Annotated in this window: 10 protein-coding genes; 1 reads left to right on the plus strand and 9 read right to left on the minus strand. The window is 71.6% G+C overall.

Going from position 1 to position 12,188, the window contains the following annotated elements; translation table 11 throughout:
* Positions 1–603: acyl-CoA synthetase (locus VK611_12580; protein HMG42164.1), on the plus strand; the 603-nt coding region annotated here is incomplete at its 5' end.
* Between the two features lie 269 nt (positions 604–872).
* Here the strand turns inward: VK611_12580 and VK611_12585 are convergent.
* The 9 genes from VK611_12585 to VK611_12625 all read right to left on the minus strand — a co-directional run bounded on the left by VK611_12585 (position 873) and on the right by VK611_12625 (position 12,081).
* Entirely contained in the window at positions 873–3,590 is a 2,718-nt protein-coding gene (locus tag VK611_12585; protein ID HMG42165.1) for a LuxR C-terminal-related transcriptional regulator, read from the minus strand.
* A gap of 76 nt (positions 3,591–3,666) precedes the next feature.
* The gene (locus VK611_12590) at positions 3,667–4,089 is read right to left on the minus strand and encodes a peptidoglycan-binding domain-containing protein (protein ID HMG42166.1); all 423 of its coding nucleotides are present in this window, start codon (positions 4,087–4,089) and stop codon (positions 3,667–3,669) included.
* Between the two features lie 106 nt (positions 4,090–4,195).
* The gene (locus VK611_12595; GenBank protein ID HMG42167.1) at positions 4,196–4,576 is read right to left on the minus strand and encodes a hypothetical protein; all 381 of its coding nucleotides are present in this window, start codon (positions 4,574–4,576) and stop codon (positions 4,196–4,198) included.
* 10 nt (positions 4,577–4,586) lie between these two features.
* Positions 4,587–5,309 (minus strand): ABC transporter ATP-binding protein, encoded by a 723-nt coding sequence (locus VK611_12600; protein ID HMG42168.1) that lies wholly within the window; start codon positions 5,307–5,309, stop codon positions 4,587–4,589.
* Positions 5,306–6,058, minus strand: coding sequence for an ABC transporter ATP-binding protein (locus VK611_12605; GenBank protein ID HMG42169.1), 753 nt, complete (start codon positions 6,056–6,058; stop codon positions 5,306–5,308). The genes VK611_12600 and VK611_12605 overlap by 4 nt, the downstream gene beginning before the upstream one ends.
* Complete coding sequence (locus tag VK611_12610) at positions 6,055–8,217, minus strand: ABC transporter permease (GenBank protein ID HMG42170.1); 2,163 nt, start codon at positions 8,215–8,217, stop codon at positions 6,055–6,057. The genes VK611_12605 and VK611_12610 overlap by 4 nt, the downstream gene beginning before the upstream one ends.
* Before the next feature lie 41 nt (positions 8,218–8,258).
* A complete protein-coding gene (locus VK611_12615) occupies positions 8,259–9,680 on the minus strand; it encodes an ABC transporter substrate-binding protein (GenBank protein HMG42171.1) in 1,422 nt (473 codons plus the stop codon).
* A gap of 79 nt (positions 9,681–9,759) precedes the next feature.
* Positions 9,760–10,866, minus strand: coding sequence for an acyl-CoA dehydrogenase family protein (locus VK611_12620; GenBank protein ID HMG42172.1), 1,107 nt, complete (start codon positions 10,864–10,866; stop codon positions 9,760–9,762).
* A gap of 12 nt (positions 10,867–10,878) precedes the next feature.
* Positions 10,879–12,081, minus strand: coding sequence for an acyl-CoA dehydrogenase family protein (locus tag VK611_12625; protein HMG42173.1), 1,203 nt, complete (start codon positions 12,079–12,081; stop codon positions 10,879–10,881).
* Positions 12,082–12,188 lie beyond the last annotated feature (107 nt).

The raw sequence follows: 12,188 nt of genomic DNA on the forward strand, positions 1-12,188 counted from the left end.
CTGGTGTCGGCCGACGCCGAGAAGGACCTGGGCGGCACCCAGGGCGGCCCGTCGGTGGCGCCGTCGCGCGATGCCGTGGTGCTCGACGACGACTACCGCGAGCTGCCGGCCGGCACCGCCGTGATCGGCCGGCTGGCCCGCCGCGGCAACATGCCCATCGGCTACTACAAGGACGAGGAGAAGACCCGCGCCACGTTCGTCCAGGGCCCCGAGGGCGAGCGCTACGTGCTGGCCGGCGACATGGCCCTCCACGAGGCCGACGGCACCATCACGCTCCTCGGCCGGGGCTCCGGCTGCGTGAACACCGGCGGCGAGAAGGTCTTCCCCGAGGAGGTGGAGGGGGCGCTGAAGGCCCACCCGGCGGTGTTCGACGCCCTGGTGGTGGGCGTCCCCGACGAGCGCTGGGGACAGAAGGTGGCCGCGGTCGTCCAGCTGCGGGAGGGCACCGAGCTCACGTTGGAGGAGCTCGATGCCCACTGTCGATCCCGGCTCGCCGGCTACAAGATCCCCCGCCAGATGACCCTGGTCGCCGGGGTGCAGCGCTCCCCCAGCGGCAAGCCCGACTACCCCTGGGCCCAGAAGATCGCCTCCGCCGGCGTCTGAGCCCAAGGGTTGAGCGGACTTGCTGCCGGGTGCCACGCCCGCCGCGTGGCACCCGATCAGTCGGGACCGAGGGCGCGAGACGACTGGCTCCCGCCCTCGCCCCGGTGGTTCCCACCACGATTGTCCTGACCACGATGCGTCACCGAGGCGACGTGTCGTCGTCAGCGTCCTTCAGCCCGATCTGCTTGTGCACACCTTGCCAGCGCAAGTACCCAGGGTCATGAGTAGTGGTCGCGCAACGCGATCCGGCTTGCCTACCGTCCGCTCCGTCAGCCGGACGCGAGCAATGTGTCCGGTGGGGACTCCTCGTCGAGCGCCTGGGCCAGGCTCTCGCGGTCGTGGACGCCGAGCTTGCGGTAGATCCGCTGCAGGTGGCTGTCGACCGTGCGGGGCGAGATCACCAGCTGGCGGGCGATGTCGCGCCGCCGCATGCCCGACACCGTGAGCCGGGCGATCTCCCGCTCGCGGCGCGACAGGTCGAGCGGGTCGGGCCAGGTGCTCAGCAGCGGCGTGCGGGCGCCCTCGCAGCGCCGGGCACAGCGGCTGGCCCGCCGGTGCGACGCCATGGCCCGCCGCAGCTCACCGCCCGTGCGGGCCTGCTCGGCGGCCTGGCTCCAGGCCTCGGCGGCGTGGAGGTCGTAGCCGAGCCGCTCGAAGTCGACCGCCACCGCCCGCAGGCCGTCGGTGTCGCCGGCGACGGTGACCGTGGCGTGACGGGCGAAGACCTCGACCAGCTGACCGTCCGACCGGGTGGCCAGCTCCCGCAGCTGCACCTCGCCGTGGCCGGCCCGGCCGATCCGCACCAGGTCGTGGAAGGCGTGGGCGGCGTGCAGCACCTCGCCCCGCTCCAGCGACCGCCGCGCCGCCGCCAGGAGGTCGGCGACCAGCTCGTCGGGGTCGACCCCGGCCGTCACCTTGGCCCACACCAGGCAGCGGTCGAGCTCGCCGGCCGCCAGGCCGATCGGGTGGGCGGTGAAGGTGCGGCAGCGCTCGGTCGCCTCGCGGGCGCCCTCCACGTCGGCCACCTCGGCCCGGACGTTCGCCAGCCCCGCCAGCGACCAGGCGGCGAAGCCGTCGCGGCGGATGCTCTCGAAGCCGGCCGACGCCTCGCGGAACCACCGCGCCGCGGTCTCGGGACGACCCCGCGCCCGGGCGATCCGGCCCACCTCGAAGGCCACGAACGCCCGGGTGAACGGGTCGACCGAGTCGTCGAGGGCGGTGATCGCCGCCCCCGCCGCGGTCTCCGCCTCCCGCACCTTGCCGTCCTCCACCCAGGCCCCGATCTGGTGGAACAGGAACTCGCCGACGGTCAGGGCGTCGTCGTCGCCCCGCTCCCGGGGGTCGGCGAGCATCTGCAGCGCCAGCTCGAGGCCCCGCTCGGCCAGCTCGATCGCCTCGCCCACATGGCCCTGCATGAGCCGCAGCGGCGACAGCACGCTGATGCCTCCGGCCACCGTGTTGCGGTTGCCCGACGACAGCAGCGGCAGGGCCACGGCCTGGGCGCCGGCCAGGTCGCCCCGCTGCAGGCGGAAGCCGGCGATCTGCGTCTGCAGCGCCTCCTGCCAGCGCCCGTCGGTGAGGTAGGCAGCGGCGTCGGTGAGCAGGGCCTCGGCCTTGTCGGGCCGGTTGGCGAACTGGAACATGTACAGGGCCCGGCTGAGCACCGCCTCGGCCCGCACGTCGTCGGACACGGCCGAGTGGGTGACCTCGTCGGACACCTGCCCCAGCTCGTCGGTGGCGCCCAGGCGGGCCAGGGCGTAGATCAGCAGGCGGCCGGTGCGGTCGTCATGGCCGAGGGCGCGGGCCCGGCGGGCCAGGTCGGCGGCGGTGCGGGGGTCGTCGTTCGACCGCGCCTCCTCGGCCGCCCGGGTGAGCAGGTCGGCGGTGCCGGGGCCGTGCTGTCCCGCTTCGACGTACCACTGGGCCAGCAGCGGCACGTCGGCGGCGGCGATCTGGCCGAGCTGCTCGAACACGTCGAGCAGGCGGTTGCGCAGGAGGCCGACCCGGTCGTCGCTCAGATCGGTGCGGCGCAGCTCGGCGAAGAAGGGGTTGGCCAGCCGCACGAGCCGCCCGGTGGCCTCGTCGTCGGTGGTGGTGAGGCCGGCCCGCTCGGCGGCGGCCAGAGCACCGTGGCCGACGAGCGTGGCCAGCACCTCCACCGGCAGGCGCCCGGAGAGCGCCAGCACGTCGACCACCTCGGCCACCGCGTCGGGTGCGTCGGCCAGCCGGTCGGCGAGCATCGCCGCCAGCGTCGGCGACCGGAGGGGGGCGTCGTCGGGGCCGCGGACGAGCCGCCACAGCCCGGCGTCACGGTGCCAGCTGCCCTCGGCGCGGGTCTCGTCCACCAGCTCGGTCAGGAGCCGCGGGTTGCCCTCGCTCCACAGCCACAGCTGCGACCGGGTGGCGGCGTCGACCGATCCGCCCACCAGCTCCTCCAGCAGCTCGTCGGCGTCGGAGCGCTCGAGCGGCCCCAGGTCGACCCGCTCCACCAGGTCGTCCTTCCAGAGGGCGGTGACGGCGTCGGGGGCGTCGGGCCCGGTCCGCAGGGCGCCCAGCAGCCGGAGCCGCCGCTCGACCACTGCCTGCTGCACCAGCGTCGCCGAGGCGGCGTCGAAGCCGTGCAGGTCGTCGGCCACCAGCAGCGGCCGCCCGGGCCGGGCCCGCGCCACCAGGTGGTCGATGCCCCGGTGGACGGCCAGCGCCCAGCGCTCCGGGTCGTCGCTCAGCGCCGGCAGGAGGCTCCCGAGCGACCCGAACGGCGCCGCGGCCGCGTCGTCCCCAGCGGGACGCACCCGGAGCAGCGTCCAGCCCTGCTCGGCCAGCAGGTCGGCCGCTTCGTCGAGCAGTCGCGTCTTGCCGACCCCCAGCGGCCCGGCGACGAGCGCACCCCGGCCCGTCCCCTCGGCGACCGCCGCTAGCAGGCCGGCCAGCTCCCGACCGCGACCGACGAGAGGAGGGTCCCGCCGCCGGCCGCTCACGCCCTGCATCAGCCGAAAGGCTAATGCCCTGGCCATATGGGGGCGAGCCCCTGGCCAGGGCATTGCGCAATCGGGAAAGGAACCGTCAGTTCGGGAAGTTGAACAGGTTCCCCACGACGCAACCGCTACCGGTGGTGCTCGAGGCCGGCCACGGCATGGCGTTGCGGGTCACCGGTCCGTACTTCCCGTCGACGCCCACGCCGGTCACCGCCTGCACGTTCTTCACGGCCTGCTCGGTGCCAGCACCAAAGTCACCGTCGACTGCAATCGCCTGGCCGGCGCAATCTCTCAGGGCGATCTGAAGAACGATCACTCCCCAATTGTTGTTGTTGTTGCGCACCAGAACGCAGTTGAAGTGTGGTGAGTTTTGCGTCACGCTGGGCGCAATCGTTGAGTACGCCACCCCGGGACCGCCACCAAATGCGGTGGCCGAACCGCCGCAAGTGGTAGCGGCACTGGCAGGTACTGCCGTGCCGACGATGACCCCCAAAGATGCGACGACAATCACGCTAAACAACGCGAATACACGTCTATATTTCCCCATGTCAGCTTCCGCCTCTCTAATAAGCTTACATGGCAATTGTACCAAATGGAGCGCAGCTGATCCAGAGGATCTAGGCGGTAGGGCCGCCCTTGACCGCCTTGGCCAGGCGATCGGCCTGGGCCTGCTGCTCGTAGACGAACCGGGCCATCCAGAAGCGGAGGAACCCGGCGAGCGACGCCTTCACGTAGAGGGCCGCACCGGCCACCGTGATCGCCAGGCCCAGGATCGCCTGGACGATGGCATCGCGCTGCTGCAGCGGGCCCGTGGCGCTGTGCGACAGGAAGTAACCGACGAGGGCCAGTAGCGGCCCGCCGATCATGCCGAGCACGCCGAGGCGCAGCAGCAGCCGGTCGAGGCCGGTCGCGGGATCGCGCAGGCGCATGCCGGCCACCTCGGCCTTGAACTGCTCCACCCGTGCGTCCGTCCCGTCGTTGTTCATCGTGACACTCATCTTCAACCCCTTAGCCACCCAGGTAGGCAGTGGAAAGCTTCGATTCGATCTCGTGCGGTGCGCCGACGTCGCTCACCCTGCCGTGCACCATGATGGCCGCCCGATCGGCGACACCCAGCACGACCCTGGCGAACTGCTCGACCACCAGCACCGACACCCCGGTGCGCGCCAGGTCGGCGACCTGGGCGTAGAGCTGCTCGACCACCAGCGGTGCCAGCCCCATCGACAGCTCGTCGAGGATCAGCACCGCCGGATCGGTCGCCAGGCCCCGGGCCAGCGCCAGCATCTGCTGCTCGCCGCCCGACAGGGTGCCGGCAACCTGGCTGCGACGCCGGTGGAGCTGCGGGAAGCGGCCGTAGGCGGCCTCCTCGATCGCCCGGAACGGGATGCCCCGATGGGTCGCCATCCGCAGGTTCTCGCGCACGGTCAGCCCCGGGAAGACACCACGGCCCTCCGGGATGAGGCACAGGCCGGCGCGGGCCAGGTCCTCCGGCAGGGCACCGTTGACCCGACGTCCCGCCACCAGGAGATCGCCGCCGGCCAGCGGGTGCAGGCCGGCCAGCACCTTGAGGGTGGTGGACTTGCCGGCGCCGTTGGGCCCCAACACGGCCATCACCTCGCCCGCGCCGACCCGCAGGTCGACCCCGTGGAGCACCTCGATGGTCCCGTAGGCGGCCCGCACGCCCCGCAGCTCGACGAGGGTCTCCTCGCCGTTCTGCCCGTTCACGCTCACGACGTCACGCTCCCCGTCCCGGCGCCCAGGTAGGCATCGAGCACCGCCTGGTCGCGTTGAACCTGGTCGGGCGTGCCCCGGGCGATGATCGACCCGAAGTCGAGCACGTGGACGTCGTGGCAGGCCCGCATCACCAGCTGCACGTCGTGCTCCACGAGCACGACGGCCACGCCGTCCTGGGCGATGGCGGCGAGCAGCTCGCCCAGCGCCTCGGTCTCGCCTTCGTCGAGGCCCGAGGCCGGCTCGTCGAGCAGCAGCACCCGGGGACGGGTCGCCAGCGCCCGGGCCAGCTCGACCAGGCGGGCTTTGCCGGTGGGCATCTCGTCGGCGCGGACGTCGGCGACGTCGTCCAACCCGACCCGTTCGAGCAGCTCGTCGGCACGGGCTGCGCCGCGGCGACCCCGGCGGCCGCCCAGCGTCTCGGCCAGCTGCACGTTCTCCCGCACGGTCAGGAGCCCGAACAGCTCCAGGCGCTGGAACGTGCGGGCCAGCCCGTGCCGGGCCCGGCGGTAGGGCGACAGCTGGGTGAGGTCGACGCCGCCCAGCCGCACCTCGCCCCGCTGGGGGACGAGCAGTCCGGTGACCACGTTGAACATCGTGGTCTTGCCGGCGCCGTTGGGGCCGATGAGCCCGGTGACCTGCCCGGGCGCCGCGTCGAGGGCGACGTCGTCGAGTGCCAGGTGTCCCCCGAACTTCACCGTCACGTTGCGCACGGTGAGCGCACTGTCGTTTTTGCCGGCGACGCTCATGACGTCGTCTCCAGGCCGAGGGCACGGTCGAGGGTGGCGGCGTCGTCGGGGGTGAAGGGCCGGTCGATGCCGACCCACTCCCAGGCGACCTCCTCGGGAGCCTCTGCGGCGTCGACCTCGTCGAGGTCCACGGTCGCCACGTCCTTCCGGGCCGTCGCGATGCGCAACAGCAGCGGCCCCACCAGGATCGCGGCCGCCAGCGCCCCGGCGAACGCCCAGCCGTCGATCGCGTCGTTGAACCGCAGGCCCAGCACCCCCAGCGTCGCCACCACGGTGAACGCGGTGACCAGCTTGGAGCGCAGCACCGGAGCGAAGCCCTCGCGCAAGTCCTGCACCACGCCGTTCGGGTTCCGCCCCAGGGCGATGCCCATCGTGCCGGGCAGGATCTTCTCGATGTTCTGCAGTGCGGGCCACTGGTCGATCACGATGGGCAGGCCGCCCAGCAGGACGCCGGCCACCAGCGCCCCGGCGGCGCTGCCGATGCCGCCGACCACGGCCAGCAGCGTCAGCGGGAGGCTCTCGAAGAAGGTGAAGCGGTTGGGCGCCACCGAGCCGAGCGTCCCGCCGTAGAGGGCGCCGCCGACGCCGGCCATCGCGGCCGACAGCGTGAACACTCCGATCTTCACGGCGGTCAGGTTCATGCCCAACGTGGCGGCGGCGGCCGGGCTGTCCTTCATCGCCAGCAGCCGCTGGCCGAACGAGCTGCGCCGGATCGCCACGACCAGCAGGTACAGCGCCGCGAAGAAGACCGCCAGCACGATCAGCAGGCCGCCGCCGGTGTCGGTGCCCGGCAGGTCGATCCGCTCGATGGGCACCGAACCCGAGCCGAACAGCTTGATCGTCCACGGGCCGAGCTCGAAGTCGGCCAGCCCGAACACCCATTGGTCGAGGAACACCGCGAACGCCGCCGTCGCCAGGGCGAAGTACAAGCCGCCGAGCCGGATCGCCGGCACCGCCAGCAGCGCCCCGACCACCCCGGTCACCACCGCGGCGTACACCAGGCCCAACGGGCTGCCGTCGCCGCCGTGGTGGGCCATCACCACCGCCCCGATGCCGGCGAAGCTCAGCTGGCACAGCGACAGCTGCCCCGCGAAGCCCACCAGCGGCACCAGCGACAGGGCGATGATCGACAGGGCGACGATGCGGGCGGCCAGCACGGCGTCGAGGTCGGACAGGATCTCCGACATGAACCACCCGGCGGCTACGAAGCAGGCGGCCGTCACCAGCGCCCCGATCCAGCCGGGCCGCGGGATGATCTCGCGGCTCGCCACCACCCCGTGCCCCCGTGGTCGGGGCTGGCGCATCACCATCAGCACCACGAACAGCACGATCGCCGGGAAGGCGAAGCGCAGGTCGCTGAGCAGCGTGTTGGTCTCGTCGAAGTAGCTGATCGCGTACTGGTCGGCGAGCCCCAGGATCATCGCCCCGAGGAAGGTCATCGGCAGGCTGCGCAGCCGCCCGATCATCGCTGCGGCGTAGGCGTTGACGATCAGCAGCGTGAGGCTCGTGTGGCTGAGCGTCGTCAGGCCGGCGGTGAGGATCCCCGAGATCGCCGCGCACGCCACCCCGATGCCCCACGCCAGCATGGCCGAGCGGTTGGGGCGGGCGCCGTTGAGCGTCGACAGGGGCCGGTCGTCGACCGAGGCCCGCATGGCGATCCCGGCCCGGGTGCGGTAGAGCAGCACCCGCAGCCCGATCGCCAGCCCGACCGCGACGACGAAGGCCGACAGCTCGTGGTAGGTGACCGTGGTGCCGACGAGGTCGAACGACTCGTTGCCCCAGAACTTCGGCAGGACGTGGGCCTCGTTGGGGCTCCACAGCCAGATGCCCAGGCCCAGCAGGGCCACGAGCAGGCTGATCGACACCACGACGCGCACGGTCTCCGGCGCGTCGGTGAGCCCCCGCATGATCACCACCTCGATGAAGGCGCCGACCAGCGGTGCCAGCACCCCCAGCACCACCACCAGGGCGATCGGTGCCGGCCAGCCCCAGTCGACCCGCAGCTGCCAGTAGGTGAAGGCTCCCAGCATCCCCAGCGCCCCGTGGGCGAAGTTGAAGATGCCGGTCGTCGTGTATGTGAGCACGAGCCCCGAGGCTGCGACCGCCAGTATGGAGGCGGACGCGAGCCCGAGGATCGTGGCGTTCAGGAACTGGTCCATGTTGCTGTCGTGCGCCCCCCGTGGCGTCCTCTACGCCCGCGTCACTCGCTGGGCCTCGGCACGCCGTAGTCGTCCGTGAGCTCCAACACGTTGTCGGCGCTGCAGTTGAAGACACCCTCGTCGGGGTTCGTGACCTCTTCGTCGTAGACGAAGCCGTCGGGCGTGAACTGCACCAGGATCCCGCACTCGGGGGCGAGGCTGTTGCCCGGCGTCGTCGGCGAGTGGAGGCCGCCGGCCGTCCAGTCCTCCTGGCTCCCGGCGTTCTCGAGCATGCACTCCCGGGTCAGGTCCGACCCGCACTCCGACGCCGCCGTGGCGAACAGGAGGAGCCCCGACATCGCCTGGGCGCCGAGCAGCGCCGGGAACTTGCCGTCGGGGCGGTACTGCTCCATGAGGGCCTGGTAGTCGCCCATGCCGGGATAGTCGTCGCCGTCCATGTCGAACATCGGGAAGGCGATGCGGGAGTAGATGTCGCCGCCGGCGGCGGCGCTCGCCTCCTCCTCGAACTTCGCGTCGTACATGTTGGGCTGCATCACGATGAACTCGGGGTACCAGTCCTCGGTCTGCATGGCGTTCAGGAGGGCGGTCATGTTCTCGGGCTCACCGACCAGCTCGAAGCCCTGCACGCCCTTCTCCTTCATCGACTGGACGAAGCCGCGCCAGCCCGTCTCGTTGATCGCCTGGTAGGTGGCGTCGTAGACCACCTCGAAGCCGAGCTTCTCGACTGACTCCTTGACCTGCTGGCGCACGGTCTTCACGCCTTCGAGGTCGACCCAGAGGATGCCGTACTTGGTGGCGTCGGGGTGCAGCTCCTGCATCGAGAGGTACGACTGCACCTGGAACGAGTAGACGGGGTTGGGCAGCGGCTGCACCTGCAGCTCGCCGACCCGGGCCTCGGGCGTCACGACGAAGCCGGGGATGTTGGCCAGGCCGCAGTCGACCCGGGCGCCGGCGTCACCGTTGTCGAAGATCGCACCCCCGCCCACCAGGGCGAAGGTGCCCTCGCAGGCTTCGGCGATGCGCTGGCCGTAGTCGACGAGCTTCGCGTCGAGGTCGTCGAGCACGAGGTCGCGGCCGTTGATGCCGCCGTGCTCGTTGCACCAGTCGACGAACGCCGCCGCCGAGTCGTACATCTCCTGGTTGAGGCCGGGCCGCGCATCGGCGCCCTTGTTGGTGATGGTGCCGATGCGGATCTCGTCGTCGGTCACCCCGGTGTCGGTGGCACCGCTGGCGTCGCCGTCCTGGCAGACGACCCCGAGGTCGCCGAACTCACCCTGGGCGAGGCGGTCGCCCTCGGAGCCGGAGCCGCCGTCGTCGCTGGGCGTCGGCTCCTCTGCGCCCTCGTCGTTGGACGACTCCTCGTCGCCGGAGCGCCCGCAGGCCGTGGCGCCGAGCAGCAGCAGGCCCACCATCAGCAACGCCAGCAGACGACGGGAACGACCTTCGATTGCACCTACATTCACTGCGATTCCCCCTGGGGTCGGAGCAGCACGATACGTCTCGATGTGGGGTGATGCGGACCGGCTTCGACTGGCCTGCGCATCAGCTCGTGGGAGCGGGTCTGGCTATGGAGGTGCCGAGGCTGGCAAGGGCGACGCGAGGGCCGCCGAGCAGGGCTTCGAGCACCTTCTCCCAACGGAAGTAGCGGTGGATCGGGTAGTCGACGTCCATGCCGATGCCACCGTGGAGGTGCTGGGCGGCGTGCACGACACGATGCCCGCCGTCGGTCGCCCAGAAGGTGGCCACGGCCACGGCGTCGTCGGCCTCGGGATGGTCGGCCTGGAGGCGCCAGAGCGCCTGGAGGTTGGTGAGCCGGATGGCCTCGGTGTCGACGTAGGCGTCGGCGCAGCGGTGGGCCACGGCCTGGAACGTGCCGATGGGCGAGCCGAACTGCTTCCGCTCGGTCACGTAGGTGGCGGTGAGGGCGAGAGCCCCCTCGCACACGCCGAGCATGGTGGCGCCGAGCAGGGCGCGGGTGCGCAGGGTCGACCACTCGACGGCGTCGTCGCCGTCGCTGCCCAGCCGCGTCGCCGCCGTCCTGTCGAAGGTGACGGTCTGCGCCGGCTCGTGGTTGATGGCCTGCTCGTCGACCCGTGTGACGCCGGCAGCTGCCAGGTCGACCAGGAACAGCCCCGGGCCCGAGTCGGTCTGCGCCGGCACCACCAGGGCCGCGGCCTGACCGGCCCACGGGACCGGGGTGGCCGTGCCGTGCAGCGCCCAGTCGCCCTCCCCTGCGACTGGGCGCGCACCGATCTCCCCCGAGTCGACCGGGTGCCACGGCGCGACTGCCAGCGGCGCCGAGCCGTTGGCGACGCCCGGCAGCCAGCGGGCCTGCTGGCTCTCGTCGCCCCAGCGGGCGACGGCCAGGGCGGCGGCGGTCGACGTCCAGTAGGGCACGGGCGCCACGTGACGCCCCACCTTCTGGGCCACCAGCGCCGCCTCGACCAGGCCCAGTCCGCTACCGCCGAACGACTCCGGCAGAGCCAGCCCGAGCAGGTCGGCGACGGCCACGGCCTTCCAGGCGTTCGCCGCCAGGTCGTCGGGACCCGACTCGACGGCTCGCAACACCTCGGGCGTGCACTGCTCGCCGACGATGGTGTCGGCCAGGTCGGCGATCGCCTGCTGCTCCTCGGTCAGGGTGAAGTCCATGTCGTCGCTCCCCTAGCTCCTCGGCACCCGGGGCAGGCCCAGGCCGAACAGGGCGACGAGGTCGCGCTGGATCTCGTTGACGCCGCCGCCGAACGTGAGGATCAACGTCCCCTGGAACGCTCGACCCAGCCGGCCGGCCAGGAGGGCGCCGGGTGACTCGCGCTCCAGCGTCGCCGCCGGCCCCAGCACCTCCAGCAGCGTGCGGTAGCCCTCGACGAAGAACTCGGTGCCGAACACCTTGGTGGCGCTGGAGTCGGCGGGGTTGGCACCGGCGCCCACGTCGGCCGCGGCCGACACCTTCCAGTTGAGGAGCTTGAGCACCTCGAGGCTGGCCTGCACCCTGGCCAGGGCGACCTGCACCCACTCCTGGTCGACCACGCGGCGCCCGTCGGGCAGCTTGGTGTCGCGGGCCCAGGCGACCACGTCGTCGTAGACGCGGGCGAACATCCCGGCGGGTGCCAGCGAGATCCGCTCGTAGTTGAGCTGGTTGACGATGAGGTCCCAGCCCCGGTTGACGCCGTAGACGACGGCGTCCTCGGGTACCCGCACGTCGTCGTAGTAGGTGGTGAAGGTGGAGGCGTTCACCATCGTCTCGATCTTGGTGTACGAGAAGCCCGGGGAGGTGGTCGGCACCAGGAAGATCGAGATGCCCTTGTGCTTGGGGGCGTCGGGGTCGGTGCGGGCGGCCAGCCAGACGTAGTCGGCGTAGCTGGCCAGCGACGTGTAGATCTTCTGGCCGTTGATCACCCACTCGTCGCCGTCCTTGGTGGCGGTGGTGCGCAGCGACGCCAGGTCGGTGCCGGCGGTGGGCTCGGTGTAGCCGATGGAGCAGTGCAGCTCTCCGGCGAGGATCTTCGGGAGGAAGAGGTCCTTCTGGGCTTCGGTGCCGAACTCCTGGATGGTCTTGCCGACGGTGTTGATGGTGAGGAACGGGATGGGGGCACCGGCCCGCCAGGCCTCGTCCATGAAGATCATCTGGTCGACATCGCCGCGACCCTGACCGCCGTAAGTGGTCGGCCAGCCGAGCCCCAGCCAGCCGTCTCGACCCATCTTGCGCACCGCCTCGAGGCAGTGGGGCCCGCCGGTCTCGCCCAGCGCGCACTCCTCCTGCACCTCGGGGGTCATCAGCTCCGCGAAGTACTCACGCAGCTCACGCCGAAGCACGTCCTGCTCGGGTGTGTAGGCGATGTGCAGCAGCTGACCGTCCCCCCTCAAAACTGAAACGCGTTACAAATCTAACGCCCCGTCAGGTAGCTGTCGAGCATCCTCCGGCTGACCAGGGGGTTGCTTCTACTGTCCCTGCGTCAGGCGGGTCACGACGA

This window comes from Acidimicrobiales bacterium, from assembly GCA_035316325.1.
Classification (GTDB): Bacteria; Actinomycetota; Acidimicrobiia; order Acidimicrobiales; family VFJN01; genus DASXTK01.

Excerpts from the sequence above, each read along its gene's own strand:
- VK611_12595 (HMG42167.1), bottom strand. The coding sequence starts at position 4,576 with ATGAGTGTCACGATGAACAACGACGGGACGGACGCACGGGTGGAGCAG.
- VK611_12620 (HMG42172.1), bottom strand. The coding sequence starts at position 10,866 with ATGGACTTCACCCTGACCGAGGAGCAGCAGGCGATCGCCGACCTGGCC.
- VK611_12610 (HMG42170.1), bottom strand. The coding sequence starts at position 8,217 with ATGGACCAGTTCCTGAACGCCACGATCCTCGGGCTCGCGTCCGCCTCC.
- VK611_12585 (HMG42165.1), bottom strand. The coding sequence starts at position 3,590 with ATGCAGGGCGTGAGCGGCCGGCGGCGGGACCCTCCTCTCGTCGGTCGC.
- VK611_12605 (HMG42169.1), bottom strand. The coding sequence starts at position 6,058 with ATGAGCGTCGCCGGCAAAAACGACAGTGCGCTCACCGTGCGCAACGTG.